Origin of the sequence: Paraburkholderia sp. A1RI_3L, assembly GCF_048957895.1 — a bacterium.
GTDB classification, from domain to species: domain Bacteria; phylum Pseudomonadota; class Gammaproteobacteria; order Burkholderiales; family Burkholderiaceae; genus Paraburkholderia; species Paraburkholderia kururiensis.
In genome coordinates this window covers 14,586-37,533 of sequence record NZ_JARCHA010000019.1, presented here as the reverse complement: position 1 = coordinate 37,533, position 22,948 = coordinate 14,586, and the positions used below count along the sequence as shown (strand labels likewise).

General features: G+C 65.4%; 20 protein-coding genes. 13 read left to right on the top strand and 7 right to left on the bottom strand.

The genetic code is table 11. The features are described from left to right. The first annotated feature begins 29 nt into the window (after positions 1-29). From PXJ20_RS30140 to PXJ20_RS30115, 6 genes are all read left to right on the top strand, one after another. Positions 30-1,565 carry a hypothetical protein gene (locus tag PXJ20_RS30140; protein ID WP_421031525.1) on the top strand — a complete coding sequence of 512 codons (1,536 nt, stop codon included), beginning with the start codon at positions 30-32 and terminating at the stop codon, positions 1,563-1,565. Positions 1,566-2,163: 598 nt separating this feature from the next. Next, the gene (locus tag PXJ20_RS30135) at positions 2,164-3,522 is read left to right on the top strand and encodes an MFS transporter (RefSeq protein ID WP_126875527.1); all 1,359 of its coding nucleotides are present in this window, start codon (positions 2,164-2,166) and stop codon (positions 3,520-3,522) included. Positions 3,523-3,878: 356 nt separating this feature from the next. Continuing rightward, positions 3,879-4,811, top strand: coding sequence for a LysR family transcriptional regulator (locus PXJ20_RS30130; protein WP_421031524.1), 933 nt, complete (start codon positions 3,879-3,881; stop codon positions 4,809-4,811). A gap of 115 nt (positions 4,812-4,926) precedes the next feature. Further along, entirely contained in the window at positions 4,927-6,120 is a 1,194-nt protein-coding gene (locus PXJ20_RS30125) for a CaiB/BaiF CoA transferase family protein (RefSeq protein WP_421031523.1), read from the top strand. Then, positions 6,117-7,064, top strand: coding sequence for a hydroxymethylglutaryl-CoA lyase (locus PXJ20_RS30120; RefSeq protein WP_421031522.1), 948 nt, complete (start codon positions 6,117-6,119; stop codon positions 7,062-7,064). Before PXJ20_RS30125 ends, PXJ20_RS30120 begins: the two co-directional genes overlap by 4 nt. Positions 7,065-7,158: 94 nt before the next feature. After that, positions 7,159-8,571 carry an MFS transporter gene (locus PXJ20_RS30115; protein WP_421031521.1) on the top strand — a complete coding sequence of 471 codons (1,413 nt, stop codon included), beginning with the start codon at positions 7,159-7,161 and terminating at the stop codon, positions 8,569-8,571. 248 nt (positions 8,572-8,819) lie between these two features. On the opposite strand, the gene PXJ20_RS30110 is transcribed toward PXJ20_RS30115, so the two are convergent. The 3 genes from PXJ20_RS30110 to PXJ20_RS30100 all read right to left on the bottom strand — a co-directional run bounded on the left by PXJ20_RS30110 (position 8,820) and on the right by PXJ20_RS30100 (position 10,733). Beyond that, positions 8,820-8,966 carry a hypothetical protein gene (locus PXJ20_RS30110; RefSeq protein WP_017774154.1) on the bottom strand — a complete coding sequence of 49 codons (147 nt, stop codon included), beginning with the start codon at positions 8,964-8,966 and terminating at the stop codon, positions 8,820-8,822. 391 nt (positions 8,967-9,357) lie between these two features. Next, positions 9,358-10,032, bottom strand: a complete 675-nt coding sequence (locus PXJ20_RS30105) for a UdgX family uracil-DNA binding protein (RefSeq protein ID WP_421031520.1) — start codon at positions 10,030-10,032, stop codon at positions 9,358-9,360. Between the two features lie 131 nt (positions 10,033-10,163). Further along, positions 10,164-10,733: a DUF4142 domain-containing protein gene (locus tag PXJ20_RS30100; RefSeq protein ID WP_017774156.1), complete on the bottom strand. Its 570-nt coding sequence runs from the start codon at positions 10,731-10,733 to the stop codon at positions 10,164-10,166. A gap of 379 nt (positions 10,734-11,112) precedes the next feature. Between PXJ20_RS30100 and PXJ20_RS30095 the strand changes: the two genes are divergently transcribed. Further along, positions 11,113-11,529 carry a response regulator gene (locus PXJ20_RS30095; protein ID WP_017774157.1) on the top strand — a complete coding sequence of 139 codons (417 nt, stop codon included), beginning with the start codon at positions 11,113-11,115 and terminating at the stop codon, positions 11,527-11,529. An 89-nt stretch (positions 11,530-11,618) separates the two neighbouring features. Here PXJ20_RS30095 and PXJ20_RS30090 read toward each other — a convergent pair whose 3' ends face one another. From PXJ20_RS30090 to PXJ20_RS30080, 3 genes are all read right to left on the bottom strand, one after another. Further along, complete coding sequence (locus tag PXJ20_RS30090) at positions 11,619-12,941, bottom strand: cation:proton antiporter (protein ID WP_421031519.1); 1,323 nt, start codon at positions 12,939-12,941, stop codon at positions 11,619-11,621. Positions 12,942-13,041: 100 nt separating this feature from the next. After that, positions 13,042-13,572: a PRC-barrel domain-containing protein gene (locus PXJ20_RS30085; protein ID WP_421031518.1), complete on the bottom strand. Its 531-nt coding sequence runs from the start codon at positions 13,570-13,572 to the stop codon at positions 13,042-13,044. 92 nt (positions 13,573-13,664) lie between these two features. After that, positions 13,665-13,898, bottom strand: a complete 234-nt coding sequence (locus tag PXJ20_RS30080) for a DUF2795 domain-containing protein (protein WP_017774160.1) — start codon at positions 13,896-13,898, stop codon at positions 13,665-13,667. A gap of 257 nt (positions 13,899-14,155) precedes the next feature. Between PXJ20_RS30080 and PXJ20_RS30075 the strand changes: the two genes are divergently transcribed. From PXJ20_RS30075 to PXJ20_RS30050, 6 genes are all read left to right on the top strand, one after another. Beyond that, positions 14,156-15,391 (top strand): zinc-dependent alcohol dehydrogenase, encoded by a 1,236-nt coding sequence (locus tag PXJ20_RS30075; protein ID WP_421031517.1) that lies wholly within the window; start codon positions 14,156-14,158, stop codon positions 15,389-15,391. Between the two features lie 316 nt (positions 15,392-15,707). After that, positions 15,708-16,880: a cytochrome c oxidase subunit II gene (coxB, locus tag PXJ20_RS30070; RefSeq protein WP_421031516.1), complete on the top strand. Its 1,173-nt coding sequence runs from the start codon at positions 15,708-15,710 to the stop codon at positions 16,878-16,880. Between the two features lie 102 nt (positions 16,881-16,982). After that, positions 16,983-19,019, top strand: coding sequence for a cytochrome c oxidase subunit I (ctaD, locus tag PXJ20_RS30065; RefSeq protein ID WP_421031515.1), 2,037 nt, complete (start codon positions 16,983-16,985; stop codon positions 19,017-19,019). Beyond that, positions 19,016-19,657 (top strand): cytochrome c oxidase subunit 3, encoded by a 642-nt coding sequence (locus PXJ20_RS30060; protein WP_126875538.1) that lies wholly within the window; start codon positions 19,016-19,018, stop codon positions 19,655-19,657. Before ctaD ends, PXJ20_RS30060 begins: the two co-directional genes overlap by 4 nt. A gap of 76 nt (positions 19,658-19,733) precedes the next feature. Beyond that, positions 19,734-20,321: a hypothetical protein gene (locus PXJ20_RS30055; RefSeq protein WP_421031514.1), complete on the top strand. Its 588-nt coding sequence runs from the start codon at positions 19,734-19,736 to the stop codon at positions 20,319-20,321. Positions 20,322-20,488: 167 nt separating this feature from the next. Next, positions 20,489-21,913 carry a c-type cytochrome gene (locus tag PXJ20_RS30050; RefSeq protein WP_421032619.1) on the top strand — a complete coding sequence of 475 codons (1,425 nt, stop codon included), beginning with the start codon at positions 20,489-20,491 and terminating at the stop codon, positions 21,911-21,913. A gap of 16 nt (positions 21,914-21,929) precedes the next feature. On the opposite strand, the gene PXJ20_RS30045 is transcribed toward PXJ20_RS30050, so the two are convergent. After that, positions 21,930-22,910, bottom strand: coding sequence for a UDP-glucuronic acid decarboxylase family protein (locus tag PXJ20_RS30045; RefSeq protein ID WP_017774167.1), 981 nt, complete (start codon positions 22,908-22,910; stop codon positions 21,930-21,932). Positions 22,911-22,948 lie beyond the last annotated feature (38 nt).

Genomic DNA, 22,948 nt, shown 5'->3' with positions numbered 1-22,948 from the left:
AGGGCGCGGCGCTGTGTTCAATTACTCCGTTGCTCAAAAACTCGGTACGGCTTGCCGGGACGTTAAGGAGTTCCGGTTCGATACGCCTGACACCCAATGCCAACGCCGTAGCTACACGGCTGGCTGCCGCGGCAGCGGGCAACGGACTGAAGACAATTGTGTTCGTCAATGCGAAGCTGGACGCGGTGAGAGTGGCCCAGGAGATATCAGCATCGCTTGACCTGTCGGTCGAATTCACGGAAGTTGAAAGGAGTCGTTGGGAAGCGCTTGAAGTCGAACTGGGTGGGCAACGGCATTCATTTTTGTCAGGCCCCTCTGCGGCGGTCCCGCACAACTCCGCGATGTTGAGACTTGAGCGAGATGTCGCAGAACGAATGTTCAAACGGCCCAATGGAGCGAGGGTGATCGTTGCGACGCCGACGCTCGCGCAGGGTTTAAATCTTCCGGCTCAACTCGCAGTACTTGCTGGGGACAAAAGAGCTGATTTGGTGAACGGAGGTCGGGAAGATCTCAAGGCTCATGAAATTCTCAATGCTGCGGCACGTGCGGGGCGGGCGGGCCATTTGGCAAACGGTTTGGTTTTGATGATCCCCGAGCCTATCATCAGCTTCACTCCCAATGAACCTCTTGACGCAGACGTAATCGAAAAGCTCAAAGCGGTGCTTCCCGAGGATGATCATTGTGTAACGGTTACGGACCCGCTGGAGTTTGTGCTCGACCGACTTACGGTAGGTGCCGTCAATGATCCGGACGTGCGGTACGTGATCAATCGGATGTCTGCACTTCGTGACGCTGACGGTGCGGAAGAGCCTTCGCAACTGTTTGATTTGCGGAAATCGTTCGGCGCATATAGTGCATCGAATCGTTCGGCGGAAAAGGATTTTGACCATAAGGTCGCTGCCCTTAAGAAGGCCGTTGCCGATCAGTCAGTTGGCGAAGTCGAAGAAACTATCGCGATCCTTGCCACGCGGAGTGGGCTGTCCGTTCCGGTGTTGGTCTCGCTGCGAGACAGGATTAGCAATGAAATCGGCACGCTACCTGAAAGCATTGAGGACTGGCTCACTTGGGTTATCGGCTGGCTGATTGAGGATGACGATGCACGAGCTACCCTGCTTCAAGACATCGCCGGAAGCATACTTTCGGCGTGCGGAAAAAAGAAGGATGCCGAAGTAGGCAAGGTGGAGTTGCAGCACATTCTCTTGGGGTTGCTAGCTTGGGTGAAGGGGGAGCCATTCAATATGATTGAAGAGGTTCTGGGTGGTGAACCAAACGCTGCTGCATTCACCAAGCGGACTTGCCCTCGTGCGCGCGAGCTGGCCAGCAGCATTGTTCCCAGAGGCATTTCGTTCATAACCGGTCTTGTCGCGCAAATCGTGATTGAGATAGCTCCTTTTGAAGCGCAACCGAGCCTGGATAAGCAAGTCATCGAGTGCCTTGGCAGTGCTGTTCGCAAAGGCTTCGATACGGTCGGCAAGTTATTCTTTGCAGCTGAGAACCCGACCATATTGAGTCGTGTGCAGGTGCACCGTGTGTGGAGGGAGCAGCGCACACCAAATCTGGAATGAAACCGAACTGATCCATCGCCGGCAAGATCTGGGCCGCTCTCGCTACTCACGGAAGAGGCGTGTACCGAAAACGGACTGACGTTATATTTTGGTACGGGTGCAGCGGGAGCCATTTCGAATCGCATGACAACGAACACTGACGCCGAGCCTCAAGTGTGAAGAGACGTGCAGACAATAGTTGCTGTGCGTCGGAACTACCCCGATGCGTCGCCGCCGCAGCCGCGATGCGGCCCTAATATGAACCACGCCGCTTTGCGCCGCCAGGTAACTAAAGTCGATACTTTGCGTGCGTTCCTTTGCCTCATTGGCCGGGAAAACTTGCAAAAGTCGGCACTCGAGTTCCCAGAGATCGGGCCCACGAGGCGGCGAGAGCCCCGAGAAATATGGCGGTTAAAGTCGCATCTAATTTGTGCGTCCATACCACCGCGCACGCACTATCGCTTTTCCGGATAGGCCCTATCCGGGCTTTCCCGTTGCTCCAGACCGCGGCCGATGCGAGACTTTGACGCTGATCAAATCCGCGCAACGCGGAGCTTGATGCGAAGTCACAAAAAGGACGCGGCAGCCCCGCCGCGCCGACTATAGCGGGAGACACGCGATGAATCGCACCTCGGTCGTCAACGTACAGACCTTCATCAACGAGCAGCCGTTCGGCCGGTTTCAGTGGCTCATCTTCCTCATGTGTTTCGTGATCGTCCTGCTGGACGGTTTCGACACCGCGGCCATCGGCTTTATTGCACCCGCGCTGCTCACCGAGTGGCACCTGACCAAACCGGACCTCGCGCCCGTGCTGAGCGCCGCGCTGTTCGGCCTCGCGTGCGGCGCGCTCGTTTCGGGTCCGCTGTCGGACCGCCTGGGGCGCCGGGCGCTGCTGCTCGGTTCGGTTTGCGTATTCGGCCTCGTCTGTCTTGCCTCGGCGTTTTCGTCCGGCATCGGACAACTCACGGTGCTGCGCTTCATCACCGGCGTCGGCCTGGGGGCGGCCATGCCGAATGCGGTCACGATGATGGGCGAGTTTTGTCCCGATCGTCGGCGTGCCACCGTCATCAACCTGATGTTTTGCGGCTTCCCGCTTGGCGCCGCGCTGGGCGGCTTTCTCGCCGCATGGATGATTCCGCAATTCGGCTGGCGCAGTGTGCTTGTGCTGGGCGGCGTAGCGCCGCTGCTGCTCGCGGTTGCGCTCATGCTCAAGATGCCGGAGTCGGTGCGCTTCATGGTGGCGAACCGGCGTCCTGCCGAACGCATTCGGGCAGCGCTGGCCCGCATTTCGCCGGATGCGCTGCACGCCTCGTCGTTCGTGATGACCGAAGCGGCGCCACAAACGGGCGGCAAGGGTCTGGGCGTCGTGCTCTCGCGCTCGTACCTGCTTGGGTCCGTGATGCTGTGGCTCGCCTACTTCATGGGCCTCGTCATCTTCTACGCGTCGATCAACTGGATGCCGATCCTGCTCAAGGACGCCGGCCTCACGCCCAGGAGCGCGACGCTCATTTCCGCGCTATTCCCGCTGGGCGGGGTGGGCGCGGTGCTGCTCGGCGTGTTGATGGACCGCTTCAATCCGAACCGGATGGTTGCCGCCTGTTACGCGCTCACGGCTGTGAGCGTGTATTGCATCGGCCAGGCCGTGGGCAATATCGGGCTGCTCGTGCTGGTCGTGTTCGTAGCCGGCGTGCTGATGAACACGGCGCAATCGTCTATGCCCGCGCTCGCCGCCGCCTTCTATCCCACCGAAGGACGCGGCACCGGCGTGGCCTGGATGCTGGGCGTGGGCCGCTTCGGCGGCATTGCGGGCTCGTTCCTCGTGGCCGAACTCACGCGCCGGCACTTCACGTTCGCCGGGGTGTTCGCCACCATCGCAGCGGCCGGCCTGCTGGCATGTGCAGCATTGCTGATCAAACAGATGGCGCGGCCGCATGCCATCGAAGCGGCTCCGCGCGAAGTGGAGTCGTTGGGGCATTGAGGCCGACAACGGCGCGTGTCCTGCGCCGGTTCGGCAAGAGGTGAGAGTTTTCGGGAGCGTGCGGTGCGCGCCCTGAAATGCGTTCACCTCAACGGCATGCCGCAATGAAAACCCCTGGAAATTCAGGGGTTAACGTACTCTCTCCCATACCATTCACGCGCGCCTGCACGTCCTGAATCCCATTGAATGGTGAGGCTTTTCGGGACCCGCGAATCGGGCCTCATTGCGATGTGCGCGCGAGCCTGAGTGCAGTTCTGAACGCGCACCACCGCGCCACTCCATCCACCCGCGCCGGCATCCCGGTGCACAATGCGCGTCATCGTCCGAACCGAAGCGCGTTGCGCATCCGTACCGCCATGACGCCCAAGAACCTGTTGAAGCGGCTCGACCTCACCACGCTGCAACTCTTCATTGCCGTGTATGAGGAAGGCACCCTCACACGTGCAGCGGACCGCGAAGCCATCGCGGTCTCCGCCGCCAGCAAGCGGCTGCTCGAACTGGAACAGGCGGTCGGCTCGACGCTGTTCCAGCGCACCGCGCGCGGCATGACGCTCACGCCCGCCGGCGAGACGCTGCTGCACCACGCGCGTCTCGTCATGAGAGGCATCGAGAACATCGGCATCGAACTGGCCGGCTATGCGAGCGGCGTGCGCGGCTACGTGCGGATGATGGCCAACCTCTCCGCCATCGTCGAATTCCTTCCCGAAGATCTGCGCGCCTTTCTGGCGCTCAACGAGCAGGTCAAGATCGATCTGGAGGAGCGCCCCAGTGCCGGCGTTGTAGAAGCAGTGGCCGACAGTCTGGTCGATCTCGGCATTTGCGCGGGCGAGACCGATGCGCGCGGACTTCACACCACGCACTACCGCCACGACGAACTTTGCGTGGTGATGCGGCAAGACCATCCGCTTGCGGGACTGGAACGCATTGCATTCGCCGATACGCTCGACAGCGACCACGTCGGCCTGCATTCCGCGAGTTCCATCAACGCGCGCACGCATGCCGCGGCGCGTGCGTGCGGCAAGCCGCTGAAGCTGCGCATTCACGTGCCGGGCTTCGATGCAGTCTGCCGGATGGTGCAGGCCGGCATGGGCGTGGGCGTGTTGCCGGCGAACGTGTACGGCATCATGGGCCGGCCGCTGGGTCTCGCGGCCGTCATGCTCAGCGACGAATGGGCAAAGCGCGAACTCGTTCTCGTGGTGCGCGACGAAGCGGGGCTTTCGCCCGTGGCCCGCGCGCTGTACGACCATCTGCGCACCGTGGAGGCCAACGCAGGTCCGAACGCCCACTGAGCGTTCACTGAGCGTTCGTCAAACGCGAAAGCCCGTTGCCGAATTGCGGTTGGACACACCCGCGCCGCGCTTCTAGTCTCTCTCCCAACATCGATGAAACACGGGAGACAGCAACATGGCCGGTCCGTTGCACGGCATACGCGTGGTCGAAATCGGCACGCTCATCGCGGCACCGTTCGCCGCGCGCCTCTTCGCCGAATTCGGCGCGGAGGTCGTCAAGATAGAAGCCCCGGATGGCGGCGACCCGCTGCGCAAGTGGCGCAAGCTGCACGAGGGCACCTCGCTCTGGTGGTACCTGCAGTCACGCAACAAGAAGTCGATCTGCGTGAACCTGAAGTCCGACGACGGCGTCGAGGTGGTCAAGCGCCTGCTTGCCGAAGCGGACATCCTTGTGGAAAACCTGCGTCCTGGCGCGCTCGAAAAGCTCGGGCTCGGCTGGGACGTGCTGCACGCGCTCAACCCGCGGCTCACCATGGTGCGCATCTCGGGCTACGGTCAGACAGGCCCCTACCGCGACCGTCCTGGATTCGGCGCCATCGGCGAGGCGATGGGCGGCATCCGCTACACCACCGGCGACGCGGACGGCGCACCGGCCCGCGCGGGCGTGAGCCTGGGCGATTCGCTCGCGTCGTTGCATGGCGTGATCGGCGCCCTGATGTCGGTGCTGCGCGTGAAGACAGGGCAGGGCGACGGTCAGGTGGTGGACGTGTCGCTTGTGGAAAGCGTGTTCAATCTGATGGAAAGCCTCGTGCCCGAATACGATCTGCTCGGGCACGTGCGCGAGCGCAGCGGCGGCGCACTGCCCGGCATCGCACCGTCGAACACGTATCGCACCGAAGACGGCGCATTCGTCGTGATCGCCGGCAACAGCGATCCCATCTTCAAGCGGCTGATGAGCGCCATCGGTCGACCCGATCTCGCCGACGACCCCGCACTCGCCCGCAACGACGGACGCGTGGCACGCAGCGCCGAACTGGATGCCGCGATCGTCGCGTGGACTTCGCATCACTCGATTGCCGACGTGCTCGCCGTGCTGGAACGCGCCGAGGTACCGGCGGGCCGCATCTATTCCGTGGCCGATATTGTTAGCGATCCGCACTATCAGGCGCGCGGCATGTTGCTGGACACGACGCTGCCGGGCGGCGCCACGGTGAGAATGCCCGGCATCGTGCCGAAGCTCTCCGACACGCCGGGCGAAGTGCGCTGGAGCGGACCGTCGCTTGGCGAGCACACCCAGAGCGTGCTGGCGGGCCTCGGTTTCGCGCAGGAAGACATCGAGCGGCTGCGCCGCGAAGGAGCCGTGCAATGAACGCCCACGAAAGCGCGCAATACGACACGCTGATCGTGCAGGAAGTCGCACCGCGCGACGGTCTGCAGATCGAGCCCACATGGGTTGAAACAGCCGACAAGATTGCGCTCATCGACGCGCTTTCCACCGCAGGCTTCACGCGCATCGAGGCGGGCTCGTTCGTATCGCCCAAGGCCGTGCCGACACTGCGTGACGGCGAGGCCGTGTTTCAGGGCATCCGGCGGCATAGCGGCGTGATTTTCGTGGCGCTGGTGCCGAACCTCAAGGGCGCCGAACGTGCGCTGGCATCAGGCGCCGACGAACTCAATCTCGTCATGTCCGCAAGCCAGACGCACAACCGCGCCAACATGCGCATGAGCTGCGAAGCGTCGCTCGAAGCATTCGGCGACATCGTGGCGCTCGCAAAGCGCTCCGGCGTGCGTCTGAACGCGACCGTGGCCACGGCTTTCGGCTGTCCGTTCGAGGGTTCGATAGACGAAGCGCGCGTGTTCGCGATTGTCGATGCGTATCGCGAGATGGGCATCGAAGGCGTGACGCTGGCCGACACCACCGGCATGGCGAACCCGCGCCAGGTCGCGCGCATGGTGCGACGCGCGCTCGACCGGTTGCCTCCCCACGCGCTGACGCTGCACTTCCACAACACGCGCGGGTTGGGTCTCGCCAATGTGCTCGCGGCCTACGAGGCGGGCGCGCGCCGCTTCGATGCCGCGCTCGGCGGCCTGGGCGGTTGTCCGTTTGCACCGGGTGCGTCGGGCAACATCTGCACCGAAGACCTCGTGAACATGTGCGAGCAGATGGGCATTCCAACCGGCATCGATCTTCCGAAGCTGATCGCCCTGTCTCGCACCTTGCCTGCGCTGCTCGGGCATGACGTGCCGGGCCAGGTCGCAAAGGCCGGCCGCAACTGCGACCTGCATCCCGTTCCACACGCCGTGCCCGCTTGAAGAAGGCCGCAGCGGGAGACCACGACGCATCACACGCTTTCCGATAACGACACGCATAGCCGCCCCGCATCGCGGGGTACGGCAAGGAGACACCATGAATCATTCCAGCCCGGTTGCCGCGCACAGCGTCGACCACCACGCAAAAGCCATAGCAGACATCGTCAGAAAGGCGGCATGGCGGCTGATGCCGCTCATCATGCTCTGCTACCTGTTCGCATTCTTCGACCGCATCAACATCAGCTTTGCGAAGTTCCAGCTGCAGACGGACCTCGCTTTGTCCGACACCGCGTATGGGCTCGGCGCAAGTCTCTTCGTGATCGGCTACGTGCTCTTCGAGGTGCCGAGCAACATGCTGCTCTACAAGGTGGGCGCGCGCCGATGGATTGCCCGCATCATGATTTCGTGGGGGCTTGCGACGGCGGCCATGGTGTTCGTGAGCAACGAGTGGCAGTTCTACGGTTTGCGGTTCGTTATCGGCGCCATGGAAGCGGGCTTCGCGCCCGGCGTGCTGTATTACCTGACGCTGTGGTTTCCGGCAAGCCATCGCGGGCGCATCACCTCGCTGCTGTTTCTCGCTTCCGCGTTTTCGGGACTGGTGGGCGCGCCGCTATCGGGGCTCGTGCTGGGTCACATGGACGGTGTGCTCAACGTACGCGGCTGGCATTGGCTCTTTCTGCTGGGTGGCTTGCCTTGCATCGCGCTGGGCCTTCTCGTGCTGCGCGTGCTGAAGGATCGTATCGATGATGCAAGCTGGCTCTCGCCCGCCGAAAAGACACAACTCGCCGAGGCCATTGCGCAGCAGCGGCAGCCCGGCAGCGGCGGTCATTCGCTGCTGGGGGCTATCCGCACGCCGGGCTTTCTCACGCTGGCCGTCGTCTATTTCCTGATTCAGGTGGCGTCGTATGGGCTCAACTTCTGGGCGCCGCATCTGATTCGCAGCGCGGGCACGCACAACCCCACGCTCATCGGTCTGCTGACGGCGGTGCCGTACATTTGCGGCGCGGCGTGCATGGTGATCGTGGGGCGTCTTTCGGACGTGAGCGGCGAACGCCACAAGTTCGTGGCGGCGTTGCTTGCCATGTCGGCGGTGGGATTTTTCGCGGCGGGCTTCTTCGATCACCAGACTGCGTTGCTCGTCGCGGCGCTTGCTGTGCTGGGCGCGGGTGTGATCGCTTCCATTCCCGCGTTCTGGGCCTTGCCGCCCAGGCTCGTGACGGGCGCGGGCGCCGCAGGCGGCATTGCGCTCATCAACACGCTGGGGCAGTTGGGCGGCATCGTGAGTCCGGTGATGGTGGGCCGCGTGCGCGATCTCACCGGCAGCACCACACCGGCGCTCTATGTGATCGGCGCAATGAGCCTTGTCTGCGCGGGCATCGTGCTGTACGGCCTGCCGCACACGCTGCGTCGCACGGACCACGCTGACCGTACCGACCGCGCCCTGAACGAAGGAACCGAAGAGCACGCACACACCGCCATGGCGTCACCCAGCACGGCGAGAAGAACCTGAGAGAGAACCAAAGGTGAGCGTTTTCGGGAGGCGCGCTGTGTGTGCCGCGCTTCCTGGCTTCGCCCTGTGCGAATTGCGTCGATCAGCGTGCGCCACAGGCGGCGGCATGCAGACGCGTGCGCTTCCGAAGCGCGTCATCGTTCAGGGCGTCGTGACGCCGGAGCGAACGCGATGGCGTCCTGAAGCGTGATCGAAACGGGTGTGGCCGTTCGGCCGGCACCCGTTCTCTTTGTGCGTCGACAGCCAGGTCAATGGCAACCGATGGCGCACACCATGGCCGAAACCGCGGCGACTGCCCCAATGCCCGCGCCCAGCGCGAGGTTGCCCACGGTGCTCGCACAGGCTTGCAGCTGCGTGAGGCCCGCGAACGTCAGAACAATGACGAGTCGGCGCATGACATCTCCATGAGGCGTGTTGCGAAAGCGCGTGGATGCCCGCATTGCGGGTGAACGGGCAAAGCCGCGCTTCAGCAGAGTAGGCCCGCCGCGCGGCGCACCGTCAGCCGAAAAGAGCGGCGAATCGGTACAGCCTTACGCGTTCTTTCCCCCGTAAATTTCGTGGGTGACGCCGAAGCCCTGTTGGCGGCAAAGGTGAAGGTTTTCGGGACCGGTGAGCCGTTCCAGGAGGTGAGCGCCGCACAGCCTTGCGCGGCGGGCCTGAGCCGTGTTCAAACCGGGTCGCCCGGACGCTAGAGGTGAGAGTTTTCGGGATTCCGGATTTTCGGACCTGGATGCCTTGCGCCGGACACGCGTGCAAACCGTATGTAGCGCACCGAAGGCGCCCCCTTCATCGGCCGCCCTTGCCCTGGTACTTCGCCTGTGCCGCCAGCTTGCCCGCCTTCGCCAGCGCTTCCACGATGTCGTCGAATGCGCGCTTGCGAGTCGCCGGGTCTGGCGCGCGCAGGGCATACGACGGGTGCCACGTCGCGATCACGAGCTTCCCGTCGTGTTCCATCACGCGGCCGAACGCATCCTGCAGCCGCATGTGTGCGTTCTGCATCAGCGCGGAGAGGGCCGTTGCGCCAAGCGCCACCAGCACGGCCGGCTTCACGTCGGCGAGTTCTCTTTCCAGCCAGTAGTGACACGCCTCCACTTCGCGCTGCGCCGGCGTCTTGTGCATGCGCCGCTTGCCGCGCAGTTCCCATTTGAAATGCTTCACTGCGTTGGTGACATAGACGGCGTCGCGCGCCACGCCGGCCGCCTGTAGCGCGTCGTCCAGCAGCGCGCCGGCCGGGCCCACGAAGGGCATGCCCTGCTGGTCTTCCTTGTCGCCGGGCTGCTCGCCCACCAGCATGATGGGCGCGTGAGCGGGCCCGGCGCCCGGCACGGGCTGCGTGGCGTCGTGCCAGAGCGCGCAGCGGCGGCATGCGTCGAGCGTATCGGGCTGCTGCTCGCGATCCACTTGCACGCCGCTGCGCGCAGCACGTTGCGCGGGCTTGGGTCCATCGTTGCCGGAGGCCATGTTTCAGGGCCTGGCCAGGCGGCCCAAGCCGCTCGTACCGCTCGCGAGGTTGCCCCCGCCGCCGCGACCTATGAGCGCATCCACGGCACAAACGCCCCTCGTTCGCGAACCGGCCTGCGGCCGTTTGCGGCTCATTGTGCCGACGCCGTCGAAACGCCCAGCTTCTGCGCGAGATCCTGCGCCATCTTGTAGTGTCGCTCGATGGTCGGCAGCGCCTTTTGTGCCGCGCGCTTCAGGTCCGCGTTCTGGCCGTTCGCGATTTCGTCCTTGAAGGCCGCAATGGTTTGCTTGTGTCCTTCCAGGCCCACCTTCTCCACGTATGCCTTGTCGAACTCCGCGCCCTTCAGCGGTTTCAGGCTGTCGAGAATGGACGTATCGCTGTTGTCCTTCGGAACCTGCACGCCATGCGGTGCCGCCATCTTCAGCTGCACGGTGAGCTTCGTATGGTCGAGGCGCATGTGGCGTGCGAACGACTTCACGTCCTTGTTCTGGCTTTGGTCCGAAGCGAGCTTGGCTGCGTCGATTTCAGTCGAACTGGACAGGGTGGCCGCCTGCACGAAGCGCTGGTCTGGTTCGGGCAGCGGATTGGCGGCCGTGGTGGATGCCGCCTGGGTGGTCTGCGACCAGGCCGGCGTGGCGTCGAGCAGCACGGGGGCAGCGCATATAGCGGCGACGGCGGCGAGAGCGAGGTGACGCTTCATGAGTCCTCCTGCGGTAAGCGTTAAGAGTCGAGAGAGGTGATCGGACGGCCGGCACGGCAGCGTGTCGAAAACGGCAGGCGAGCCGCAGACACGCAGCCGCCGCGCGGCGCTTCGATATGAGCAACAGCAAGCGTCGTACCGCACGGGCCCTCTCTTCGCGCGGGCGCGCCGCTTGCGCAACCAGGCCGACGCGATCGGAGCGGCGCGCGGTGCCGCCTGCCGCACAAGCAACCGGACGCCGTCCGGCAGGAGACCCAAGGTGAACGACCCCGGGGCAAGAGAGGCAAGAGAGGCAGGAGACACGAGGGATACCCGGCAGCCAGGGCACGCCAGAGCCGCAGGCGAGGACGTCGTTCTGTGGCGGGCGTTTCGTCCGGCCATGGCGAGCCATCGCCGCGTGCTCGTCGTGGACGACTACCGCGAGGCGGCAGACGCGCTGCAAATGCTGCTCGATGCGGACGGCTTCGAATGCCGCGCCGTGACGGACCCCTTGAGCGTCTGCGATATCGCAGCGAACTGGCAGCCGTTCGCCGTCGTGCTGGACATCGCGATGCCGGGCCTCGACGGCCTGGAACTCGCGCGCCGGCTGCGGGCGCACCCTGAAACGGGGCACATGCTGCTGATCGCCTTCAGTGCGTTCGCATCGAGCGAAGATCGCTTCCGCGCCCGCGCTGCCGGCTTCGACGCGCATTGCGCGAAGCCCCTTACGCCGGGCCTTCTGCTGCGCGTGCTGGAATGCGCCACAGCACCGCCCGGTGACGGCAACGGCATGCAGGATGGCGTGCCTGCGCCATGACGTGCGTCCCGGTCCTGAGAATCTTTGCAGCGCCTTTGAAAAAGTGACGCAAGCGCCCGCCACGCGCCATTCAGGCGCTTGCGGGCACGTCAACGCGACGCATGCCGCAACCGTCGATACCAGTTCATCAACGGCGTCGCCGATATGCCGTGCACGATCACCGAAGCCACGATGGTGGCGATCACGAACGGCACGAGCGGCAGAATGGTTTTGACCGGCCCTTGCTCCAGCGAATACGCAAGGTAATAGAACGACCCCACGCCGCGTATGCCGAACCAGCCCATCAAGCGGCGTTGCGCGGGCGTGGCCTTGGCGCCTGCGAGCGAGAGCGTGACCGCGAGCGGTCGCACCACGAAAAACAGCGCCGCCACCACGGCGAGGCACGGCCACGTGAAGAGCGGCTCGCGCAGGTTGGCCACCACGTTGCCCACCACCGTCATCACGAAGACTTCCGCGATGCGCTCCATTTCGATCGTGAAGCCCAGCACCGATTCGGCCATGTACGCATGCGCTTTCTGCGGGTCCGATGCCGTGGCATCCACGTCGTCCGAATCCACTGCGCCGATCACTTCGCGCGGCGGCCGCTCGCCGCTGGCACGGTGCTCGACGCGCCGCATGGTCACGCCTGCCGCGAACACGGCGATGAAGCCATACGTATGCGCAAGCTGCGCGGCGCCGTAAGCGAGTTCGATCAGCCCCAGCGCGAAGAAGCCTTCCAGGCCCAGCGCTTTGGCGTAGCGCGTGCGCAGCCACGCCACCGTATGCATGGTCGCCCACGCCAGCACACCGCCTATCAGTACCGCGCCGGCCACGCCCCACAACGCTTCGCCCACCAGCAACGGCATGGAAGGCAGCGCATGCCGCTGCACGCCGCCGGCTTCGCACAGCGCGAGAGCGGCCAGTGCAAACGGCAGCGCGACGCCGTCGTTCACGCCGCCTTCGCCCGAGAGCGAGAAGCGCACGCGGTCCAGGTCGCCTGGGTTGTGCACTTGCACGTCGTGCGCGAGCACGGGGTCGGTGGGGGCCAGCATGGCGCCCAGCAGCAGCGCCGGTCCCCATGCCAGGTTCAGCACCTGTACGCCGAACCACGCGAGCAGCGGCACCGTGACGATCATCGCGATCAGCCCGAGCCGCAACGGCAGGACCCACATGGCGCTGTTGAACGGCACGCGCAATCTCAGGCCGATAGCGAACAGCGACACGAGCAACGCGATCTCCGTGAGCACGCGCAGCACATGCGCGTCGCGCACGATATCGAGTTGCAGCAGATTGATGCCGGGTGGGCCGAGCAGAAAGCCGATCAGCAGGTAGACCATCGCCGCGCTGACAGGCAGACGTTTGAGCGTGGACGTCGCGATGCCCATGAACACGAGCACGCCGCCCACAATCAGAAACCAGACTGTTTCGTGCATATGCGGGGTAAGCGCGCGGCGCGGGCCGCACGCACGTAAAAAAGCGCCGGTCGGCTGCACACGACCCCACGTGCGCAGCCCGGCCGGCGCCCGCCACCGGTTACAGCTTCACCCCGCCTGCTTCCGGTGCGTCCGACGAACCCGGTCCGAGATCGCCCGTGCCGAGGGCGTCCGAGCCTACACCTCCGTAGCCGCCATAACCGCTCCAGTACGGTTCGCGACCGTAGAACTGATGTACCGAGCTCGCCCAGCTGCGGTCAGCCATGGAAGGCCAGTGGTCCTTGTCGAAGCCAGGCGCGTTCTTCACGCGCTCTGCGGGCATGGCGAGCTGGAAGCACTTGCTGTCCGTGTCGAGCGTCAACGCGTTCCACGGAATGGCGAGCAGCTTGTCGCCGATGCCGAGAAAACCCCCACTCGACATCACCGCATAGGCAATGCGCCCGTTGCGCACGTCCAGCATGATGTCCTTCACCTTGCCCACATCTTCGCCATCCGAACTAATGACCTTGTTGCCTTCCAGCGTGTCGGCGGCCATGACTTCCGGGCCCGGGCCTTCCGCCGTTTCGCTGCCCTTGCCGACAATGCGTGCGCCCGGTCCGTCGTGGGTTCCGCGTGGATTGAGTGTGCTCATGATGTCCTCCTTACGTTGCGGGTCCGTGCCTGTGCTGCTGCCATGCCGCACCGCACTGGACCTCGTGCCTTCGTACTCGCTGGGCGGCGGCTTCAATGCAGCCGCGCAATCTCTTTCGATACCGACGCCGGGCTGTCGTAGTTGCGATCCGGCAGACGGCTGATCAGGTCCATCACGTCCTGCCCTGCGCCGTGGTGCCGGGCCGTCTCGACGAGCTTCTCGCGCGTGGTGGGGTAGTCGACGCCGCCAAGCGCTTTCTGTACCGCGATCGGGCTGGGCCGTCCGGGATGGCGATGATCCTGCGATTGAGCCGGGTGTTGGGACATGCTTGCCTCCTTGTGTCGAGTTGACGGACTCACCCGTTATCCAGCAACGGGCGTGCCTTGCACGAGGACCTCGCGCGCACCGAGGCCGCCATTGAAGGGGCCACCGAAGAGACGACTGATGCGGCCACAGAAGCGCACCCATGCCGGTACAAAACCGCCTTCCCATTGCAATGCTTTCAGGAGCCGCGCTTGCTCGCCTCACCACGAAACCTGCACCCGAAACATGAACCACCCCGCACTCACGAGGAGGAACGATCATGAAAGCAGTGGTATTTCACGGCATAGGCGACATCCGGCTGGATACCGTGCCGGACCCCGGCATGCAGCAGCCCACGGACGCCATCGTGCGGCTCACGTCGAGCGCCATCTGCGGCACGGACTTGCACATGGTGCGCGGCACTTTCAGCGGCATGCAGCCGGGCACGATCCTCGGCCACGAGGGCGTAGGCATCGTGGAGGAAGTGGGCAGCGGCGCGCGCAACCTGCGCAGGGGTGACCGCGTGCTGATTCCGTCCACCATCTCGTGCGGCTATTGCTCGTACTGCCGCTCGGGCTACACGGCGCAGTGCGACAACGCGAATCCGAACGGACGCCTCGCGGGCACCGCGTTTTTCGGCGGCCCGAAAACCACGGGTCCGTTCCAGGGGCTGCAGGCGCAATACGCGCGCACGCCGCTCGCGCACGCGAGCCTGATCCGCCTGCCCGACGACATCGACGACGACCGCGCCATTCTCATGTCCGACATCTTCCCCACCGGCTACTTCGGCGCGGAACTGGCGGGCGTGCGTCCCGGCGATACGGTCGCGGTATTCGGCGCGGGCCCTGTAGGCCAGTTCGCGATTGCGAGCGCGAGGCTGATGGGCGCGGGCCGCGTGATCGCGGTGGACCGCATCGAATCGCGGCTCGACATGGCGCGGGCGCAAGGCGCGGAAGTGATCAACTTCGACAACGAGAACCCCGTGGAGATGATTCGCGAACTGACGGGCGGCATCGGCGTGGACCGCGTGATCGACGCGGTAGGCGTGGATGCCGAACGCGCGCAGAAGGGGCCCGCGGCCGAAGCGCAACGCGACCGTGCGCTGGAGTTCGACGAGGAAGTGCACGAGATCGCGCCGCAGCGTGCGTCCGCCCGGCGTGAGAACGGTGAGGAAGGCGAGAAGCGCCAATGGCAGCCGGGCAGCGGACCGTCGCAGGTGCTGGTGTGGGCGGTGTCGTCTGTGGCGAAGGCGGGTACGGTGGCCATCATCGGCGTGTATCCGCCTTCGGACCGCTTCTTTCCTGTCGGCGAGGCGATGAACCGCAATCTCACGGTGCGCATGGGCAACTGCAACCATCGTACGGTGACGCCGCATCTCGTGGAACTGGTGCGCAACGGCAGCATCGATCCCGTGAGCGTGCTCACGCAGCGCGAGCCGATACTGAAGGCCATCGACGCCTATCGCGCCTTCGACGTGCGCGAGCCCGGCTGGATCAAGGTGAAGCTGGAGCCGTGACAGCCCGGGCAAGCGCAGGCGGGCAGGCCGCGTAACGCGTACTGCCCGTTTGCAAATCCTTCCGTGCGCCTCGCCGGGCAAGTGCGAGAAAAAGTGCGAGAAAAATCGACCGGTTGGCGCGGCAAGCCACAGGGAATTCTGGAGTCGCGCGGAACTTCGGTTCGTCTTCGCGCCGCACAACAACCGTGGGCCGAATCTTGCTCCGCCATCGGGAATTGCTGCAATGAAGAGGCGGCACGCGGCGGCACGCCGCGATGCGCGCTGCCCCGTCGAGCCGAACGCAGCAAGCGAGGTGCAAGCTTGAGGGCGCTGCGGCATGAAGGAGCGAGTGAAGCAAACGGGCAACACGGCAGGGGCATGCGACGGCGGTGCGCAGCGGCTGCGCTGCATCGCTTTCGTGCGTGGCTTCGCAGCGGTGCGCCTCGTGCGTCGCAAGCCACGCAGACTGCCGGCGACGCTCGCAACGGCTGCGGCGGCCACAACGCCCGCTGCTGCCGCCGCAATCAGCGCACTGTGCATGACGGCCGCACGCGATGCGCGAGCGGCCCCGCTCAACTATTTTCTGCACGCGGCAGGCCCGGCGGCGCGACCGACGATGTACCTCGGCTGGGCGCTGGCGGCGCTCGTCACCGCGGTGATGGTCATTGTGGCCGCGCTGCTCGTCGTCGGCGTTGCAAAACGCCGCGCGCCCGCCGCGAACAACCGCTTGCCACCCGACGCGGGCGGCATGCAATGGATCTACATCGGCACCGGCATCTCGGCTGTGGCGCTGTTCGGCGCGCTCGTCTACATGCTCGTGACGCTCGATTCCGTGGCCGCGCCGTCGCGCCCGCCCGCGCTCACCGTCTCGGTCACCGCCTACGACTGGTGGTGGAAGGTCGACTACCGCGATCCCGCCCACCCGGCGCGCGACTTCGCGACGGCGAACGAAATCCACATACCGGTGGGCGAGCCCGTGAAGATCGAGCTACGCAGCGCCGACGTGATCCACGCGTTCTGGGTGCCGCAACTCGCAGGCAAGACCCAAACGATTCCGGGCCGTCTCAACGAGCAGTGGATCGAAGCCGATGCGCCCGGCGTTTATCGCGGCCAGTGCTCGCAGTTCTGCGGCGCGCAGCACGCGCACATGGCGTTCGAAGTGGTGGCCGAAGATCGCGCGGCGTTCGACGCCTGGTGGTCCGCACAAGCCGCGCCGCACGCCGCGGCAACGAGCACGGCGGCCCGCGCGGGCGCGCGCCTCTTCGAGGCTCGCTGTGCCGGCTGCCATACGGTGCGCGGTACGCCCTCAGCGGGCGCGCAGGCGCCGGACCTGACGCACCTCGGGTCGCGGCGGCTCATCGCCGCGGGTGCGTTGAGCAACACGCCCGAGCATCAACTGGACTGGATACGCCACGCGCAGCGCATCAAGCCGGATGGGCTCATGCCTTCCATCGCGCTCAATGCGCAGGAGGCCGAGGCGCTCTCGGCGTATCTCGCCACGCTGCAATGACGAACGACGCAGGTAACCCGGCACCCAACTGACGCAAAACCGAAGCAACACGAAACACAAACCGAAGCACAAACCGAAGCACCCCGAAGGAGCCGCAACACGATGCCCAACCCGCCCGATCACGCGTCTCGCGCCACGGTGTTCGCCGCCACGTCGGCGCCCGTGCTCGAGCGTCCGCTGCTGCGCGGACGCATCGAGGCGGGCAGCGCAGGCGAGAAGCGTCTGCTTGAACTCTGGGAAACGCGGCCCGGCTGGCGCGGCTGGCTTTCCACCGTCGATCACAAGACCATCGGTCTGCGTTACATCGTGACGGCGTTCGTGTTCCTGCTGCTGGGCGGCGTGGAGGCGCTCGTCATGCGCGTTCAACTGGCGCAGCCCAACATGCACGTGCTCACGCCGGAGCAATACAACCAGCTTTTCACGATGCATGGCGTGACGATGATCTTTCTCTACGCGTCGCCCGTGCTCTCCGGTTTCTCCAACTACCTGTGGCCGCTCGTACTGGGCGCGCGCGACATGGCGTTTCCGCGGCTCAACGCGCTCTCCTACTGGCTGTATCTCTTCGCGGGCCTCTTCCTCTATTCGAGCTTCCCGTTGGGCCAGGCTCCGGACGCCGGCTGGTTCAACTACGTGCCGCTCTCCGGGCTCGAATACGCAAGCGGCCCGAACATCGACGTCTACGCGCTTGGCATGGTGCTGCTCGGCATCTCCACGACGGTGGGCGCCGCGAACTTCGTGGTCACGCTCATGCGAATGCGCGCGCACGGCATGTCGCTCAACCGCATACCGGTGCTCGTGTGGGGCACGTTGACGGCGTCGGCGGGCAATCTGCTCGCGGTGCCGTCGGTGAGCCTCGCGTTCTTCATGCTCTGGATGGACCGCCGCATCGGCACGCACTTCTTCGACGTGTTGAACGGCGGCCACGCGCTCTTGTGGCAACACCTGTTCTGGGTGTTCGCGCATCCCTGGGTTTATGTGGTGGTGCTGCCCGCCATGGGCATCGTCTCGGACGCGCTGCCCGTGTTCTGTCGCCGCCCGCTCGTGGGCTACACGCCGGTCGCGCTTTCCACCGTCATCACGATGGTGATCGGCTTCGTCGTGTGGATTCACCACATGTTCGCCACGGGCATCGCGCCGCTCGCGCTGTCGTTCTTCGGCACGGCGAGCATGGTGATCTCCATTCCGAGCGCGGTGGCGACCTTCGCATGGATCGCGACCCTCTGGACCGGCCGCCCGGTGTTTCGCGTGCCGTTCCTGTATTTCGCGGGCTTCGTGTTCCTGTTCGTGGTGGGCGGCGTATCGGGCGTGCTCACCGCGGCCGTGCCGCTCGACTGGCAACTCACGGACACCTACTTCGTGGTTGCGCATCTGCACTACGTGCTGCTGGGCATCAACGTGTTTCCGGTGATCGGCGGCCTCTATTTCTGGTTTCCGAAATTCACGGGCCGCATGATGAGCGAGCGGCTGGGGCGCTGGGGTTTCTGGACGCTCTTCGCGGGCTTCAACATCGCGTTCTTCCCGATGCATCTGGCGGGGCTGCTTGGCATGCCCCGGCGCATCTATACCTACGCGCCGGACATGGGCTGGAACACCGTGAACCTCATCACGTCGCTGGGCGCGTTCCTGTTCGCAGCGGGCGTGCTGCTTTTTCTCATCGACGTATTCGTGAGCCTGCGTCACGGCCAGCGCGCGGGCAACAACCCCTGGGACGCGCCCACGCTCGAATGGAGCGTGACCTCGCCGCCGCCGCCGTACAACTTCGCGGTGCTGCCCTTCGTGGCGAGCCGGCATCCGCTGTGGGAAAGCCGCATGGACGAACCGGACACGCGTCACGCACGCTCGCAACTCGAAACCGGCTACGTGCTCTCCGAGGGACGCGAGGCGCTGGGCACGACAGCGCTCGACGCCCAGCCCGACGTGATCCTTAAGATGCCCGAAGACTCGTACGCGCCGTTTGCGTTAGGCGTGTTCGTCGCGCTCGTATTCGCGGGCATGGGGTTCCGCGCGTGGGTGTTCACGGGGCTGATGGCGCTGGGCTGTGCGGTCTCCATCGTCGTGTGGCTGTGGCCGCGCCGGCAACTCGTGCAGCGCGAGCCGTATCGCGTCATGGGCGCAGGCAGCGGCGGGAGCGCGATATGAGCGACACGCTGCAAGACGCGCACACGCACGCGCCCGAGCCTCCCGTGCCGCTCACGTTGCCCGTGGGCAGTGCCGGCACGCGCGCGAGCGGCTGGTGGGGCTGCCTCACGATGATCGTGACCGAGGCGTCGCTCTTCGGCTATCTGATCTTTTCGTATCTCTATCTCGCGGTGCTGGACAAAGGACCGTGGCCGCCCGAGGGGTTGCCGAAGCTCGGCCTCGGCAGCCTGAACACGGTCATCCTGCTCGCGAGCAGCGGCGTGGTGTGGTTCGCCGAGCGCTGCGTGCGGCGCCGACGTCCGCGAACGGGCAGCGTGCTGCTCGGCGTGGCGGTGGTGCTGGGTCTCGTCTTCACGGGCATTCAGTTGAAGGAGTGGCACGACCATCCGTACGGACTCACCACGCACCTTTACGGCTCGCTCTATTTCACGCTCACGGGCTTTCATATGGCACACGTGGTGGTGGGCATCGTGGTGCTGGCATTCCTGCTGCTGTGGACCGCGCGCGGCTATTTCGACGACGCGCGTTGCGCGCCGCTCACTATCGGTTCGCTGTATTGGCACTTCGTGGATGCCGTGTGGCTCTTCATCTTCAGCACGATCTATCTCACGCCATATCTGTTCAGGGGGGCGACATGAACGGTCCACAAGCATTTCATTTACGCATTGACGCGCCGCACGCGGCGGCCGGTGCATCCACGGAGGAGGGACGGTGATGTCGGACAAGACCGGTTCTTACGGCTCCAGCCTGTTTCCGCCGCGGCAGAACGGCAAGGCGAGACCTGGGGCTGCGCAGACGCAGGCGCAGGGCAGCGGCATGACAGGCGGCGAACGGCACGAGCCTCGCCGCGGCGCACCGCGTGAACAGCGCGGCACCGGCCTGCTCGCGTGGCTGGTCGGCATCTTCGCAGCGCCACTGGCGTGGGTGGGACAGACCTGCATTTCCGAGGCGCTCGCGGCGCAGGGCTGCGATCCCTACACGGGCGGGCTGGGCGTGGCGTCGTCGATGCGGTGGGCGTCGGCCGCGGTCGTGGTGCTGAGCGTGGTGTGTTTCGTCCTCGGCGCAGTGGGCACCTTCGTGGCGTGGCGAAACTGGCGGCGCAACAACGACGCCGTGCGATATGCGACAGCGCCGTCGACACCGACGAGCGGCAGCGACGCGGGCCGCGTCATGCCGCCGCGTTGGGCCGAGCGCGACTGGTTCCTTGCACGCGTGGGCGCGCTGTCGAGCACGCTGTTCCTGTTCGCGCTGATAGCGACAGACGTTGCCGTTGTGGTGGTTGCGCCATGCAGGACGTGGTAGAGCGAGCGCGTAATCACAACCCCGGCAACCCCGGCGAGGGCACGCGGCGCCGTGCGGGCGTGGACGGCACATGCGGCGTGCGGCAGCGTTCGCGCGGTGGGTGCTCGTCGAAGGGTGCCGGATTGCCGTGCGTGACCGTGGATGCACTGCGCCACAGCGGCAGTGCGATGGCGCGGGCGGCTGCGGTTGTGGCGATCGGATTCACGACGACCGTAGCGCCCCATGCCGATGCCGCGCAGAACACTTCAACTCATGCATCCGCAGTCCCGACAGCCATTTCAACCGCTTCAGCCGCTTCAACCGCTGCACCCGCCACCGCATCTCTCCCAGCGTCCACGCCAGCCGACGACGCCAACACCAGACTGATCGCCCGCGGTGCCTATCTCGCCAAAGCCGCGGACTGCGCCGGCTGCCACACCGCGCCGCCGGGCAAAGCGCCCGCACAGCACGGCCACGCGCCCGCGCAGCCCATCCCGTTCGCAGGCGGCCTCGGCATGGCCTCGCCGTTCGGCACGATCTACTCGTCCAACATCACGCCGGACCCGAACGCGGGCATTGGCCGCTACACCTACGACGACTTCGCCCGCGCCGTGCGCGAAGGCGTGGCGCCGCGCGGCAAGCGGCTCTATCCCGCCATGCCGTTCCCCTCGTTCTCGGGCATCAACGATGAGGACATGCACGCGCTCTACGCCTACTTCATGCACGGCGTGCAGCCCGTTTCCCTACCCGCGCCCGCAACGCGCCTGCCGTTTCCGTTCAATCAACGCTGGGCGCTCGGTTTGTGGTCGTGGGCCTTTGCGCCGCGTTCGCGCTTCGCGCCGCAACCGCAACGCGATGCGCTCGTGAACCGTGGCGCGTATCTCGTGCAGACGCTCGGTCACTGCGGCGCGTGCCACACGCCGCGCGGACCGGCTTACGAGGAACGCGGCTACAACGAAGGCGATCCGCTGTACCTCACGGGTGGCACCAACGACCACTGGTTCGCGCCGAACCTCACGGGCGACCCGGGCTCCGGGCTGGGCCGCGTGAGCCGCGGGCAGATCGCGGCGTTTCTGAAAGCAGGCCACGGCGGTGGGCTATCGCCCTTCGGCAGCATGGTGCAGGTGGTGGAAGACAGCACGCAGTACCTCGACGACGAAGACCTCGACGCGATTGCCGCGTATCTGAAGAGCCTGCCCGCACGGCAGTCTTATGGCCGCTACAGCCCGCAGTCGATCGCCGCGCAGCAGTCGGTGCGCGCACTGAAGACGGGCGAGATCGAGCGGCCCGGCGCAGGCCTCTATCAGTCGTACTGCGCGCGCTGCCACCAGGCGGACGGCATGGGCGTGGCGAACAAGTATCCGCGGCTTGCGGGCAACCCGGTCGTGTTGTCGCCGCAGGTGACGTCGCTCGTGCGGCTGCTCGTGGAAGGCGGACGCAGCCCGGACACGCAAGAGGGTCCGCAGCCGCACCGCATGCCGTCGTTCGCCGGACACCTCACGAGCACGGAGATGGCCCGCGTGCTCACGTTCGTGCGCACCGCGTGGGGTAACGACGCACCGCCCGTAACGCCGCACGACGTACGTTCCGTGCGGGCGGCGATTCATAAGTAACGTCCAGCCCCATCGCTTAAACCACGTGCGACCCCATCTCCCGTGCCGCTTCGATGCACGCCCGGAAATAGCGCGCCGTCGCACCCAGGCCGTCTTCGAGCGACGTCGATGGCTGCCAGCCGAGCTTCGCAGCAGCAAGCGAGATGTCGGGTTGCCGATGCCACGGGTCGTCGGCCGGCAGCGGACGGTAGACGATCTTCGACGTGGACCCTGTCGCCGCGATCACGCGTCTGGCCAGCAGCAGCATCGTGATCTCTTCGGGATTACCGAGGTTCACCGGGCCGCACAGGTCGTCGGGTGCATTCATGAACCGGATGAACGCGTCCACCATGTCGTCCACGTAGCAGAGCGAGCGCGTCTGCGATCCGTCGCCGTACACCGTGAGCGGAACGCCGGCCAGCGCCTGCATCATGAAGTTCGAGACCACGCGGCCATCCGCGGGATGCATGCGCGGCCCGTACGTGTTGAAGATGCGCGCCACGCGAATGGAGAGCCCGTGCTGGCGGTGATAGTCGAAAAAGAGCGTCTCCGCGCAGCGCTTGCCTTCGTCGTAGCACGAGCGCGGTCCGATGGGATTCACGTGGCCCCAGTAGTCTTCCGTCTGCGGATGCACGCGTGCGTCGCCGTACACCTCGCTCGTGGAGGCCTGAAAAATCTTCGCCTTCACGCGCTTGGCGAGCCCCAGCATGTTGATGGAGCCGTGCACGCTGGTCTTGGTGGTCTGCACCGGGTCGTGCTGGTAATGCACCGGCGAGGCCGGGCACGCCAGGTTGTAGATCTCGTCCACCTCCACGTAGAGCGGGAACGTGATGTCGTGGCGCATCAATTCGAAATTCGGGCAGTCCAGCAGATGCGCCACGTTTTCGCGCGTGCCCGTGTAGAAGTTGTCGACGCAGAGCACGTCGTGGCCTTGCGTCACAAGCTTTTCGCACAAATGCGAGCCGAGAAACCCGGCCCCGCCCGTGACCAGAATGCGTTTGCGCAGCGGATCTTTCATCGACATGCTCCTTGCTCGCGGCATGCGCCGCGTGTGTG

What these genes read in the sequence shown, in the direction of transcription:
- PXJ20_RS30085 (WP_421031518.1), bottom strand. Translation starts at nt 13,572, where the DNA reads ATGAGCACACTCAATCCACGCGGAACCCACGACGGACCGGGCGCACGC.
- PXJ20_RS30135 (WP_126875527.1), top strand. Translation starts at nt 2,164, where the DNA reads ATGAATCGCACCTCGGTCGTCAACGTACAGACCTTCATCAACGAGCAG.
- PXJ20_RS30045 (WP_017774167.1), bottom strand. Translation starts at nt 22,910, where the DNA reads ATGAAAGATCCGCTGCGCAAACGCATTCTGGTCACGGGCGGGGCCGGG.
- PXJ20_RS30095 (WP_017774157.1), top strand. Translation starts at nt 11,113, where the DNA reads ATGGCGAGCCATCGCCGCGTGCTCGTCGTGGACGACTACCGCGAGGCG.
- PXJ20_RS30080 (WP_017774160.1), bottom strand. Translation starts at nt 13,898, where the DNA reads ATGTCCCAACACCCGGCTCAATCGCAGGATCATCGCCATCCCGGACGG.
- PXJ20_RS30050 (WP_421032619.1), top strand. Translation starts at nt 20,489, where the DNA reads ATGGCGCGGGCGGCTGCGGTTGTGGCGATCGGATTCACGACGACCGTA.
- PXJ20_RS30075 (WP_421031517.1), top strand. Translation starts at nt 14,156, where the DNA reads ATGAAAGCAGTGGTATTTCACGGCATAGGCGACATCCGGCTGGATACC.
- PXJ20_RS30120 (WP_421031522.1), top strand. Translation starts at nt 6,117, where the DNA reads ATGAACGCCCACGAAAGCGCGCAATACGACACGCTGATCGTGCAGGAA.
- PXJ20_RS30115 (WP_421031521.1), top strand. Translation starts at nt 7,159, where the DNA reads ATGAATCATTCCAGCCCGGTTGCCGCGCACAGCGTCGACCACCACGCA.
- PXJ20_RS30105 (WP_421031520.1), bottom strand. Translation starts at nt 10,032, where the DNA reads ATGGCCTCCGGCAACGATGGACCCAAGCCCGCGCAACGTGCTGCGCGC.
- PXJ20_RS30055 (WP_421031514.1), top strand. Translation starts at nt 19,734, where the DNA reads ATGTCGGACAAGACCGGTTCTTACGGCTCCAGCCTGTTTCCGCCGCGG.
- PXJ20_RS30060 (WP_126875538.1), top strand. Translation starts at nt 19,016, where the DNA reads ATGAGCGACACGCTGCAAGACGCGCACACGCACGCGCCCGAGCCTCCC.
- PXJ20_RS30125 (WP_421031523.1), top strand. Translation starts at nt 4,927, where the DNA reads ATGGCCGGTCCGTTGCACGGCATACGCGTGGTCGAAATCGGCACGCTC.
- PXJ20_RS30090 (WP_421031519.1), bottom strand. Translation starts at nt 12,941, where the DNA reads ATGCACGAAACAGTCTGGTTTCTGATTGTGGGCGGCGTGCTCGTGTTC.
- ctaD (WP_421031515.1), top strand. Translation starts at nt 16,983, where the DNA reads ATGCCCAACCCGCCCGATCACGCGTCTCGCGCCACGGTGTTCGCCGCC.
- PXJ20_RS30110 (WP_017774154.1), bottom strand. Translation starts at nt 8,966, where the DNA reads ATGCGCCGACTCGTCATTGTTCTGACGTTCGCGGGCCTCACGCAGCTG.
- PXJ20_RS30100 (WP_017774156.1), bottom strand. Translation starts at nt 10,733, where the DNA reads ATGAAGCGTCACCTCGCTCTCGCCGCCGTCGCCGCTATATGCGCTGCC.
- PXJ20_RS30130 (WP_421031524.1), top strand. Translation starts at nt 3,879, where the DNA reads ATGACGCCCAAGAACCTGTTGAAGCGGCTCGACCTCACCACGCTGCAA.
- coxB (WP_421031516.1), top strand. Translation starts at nt 15,708, where the DNA reads ATGAAGGAGCGAGTGAAGCAAACGGGCAACACGGCAGGGGCATGCGAC.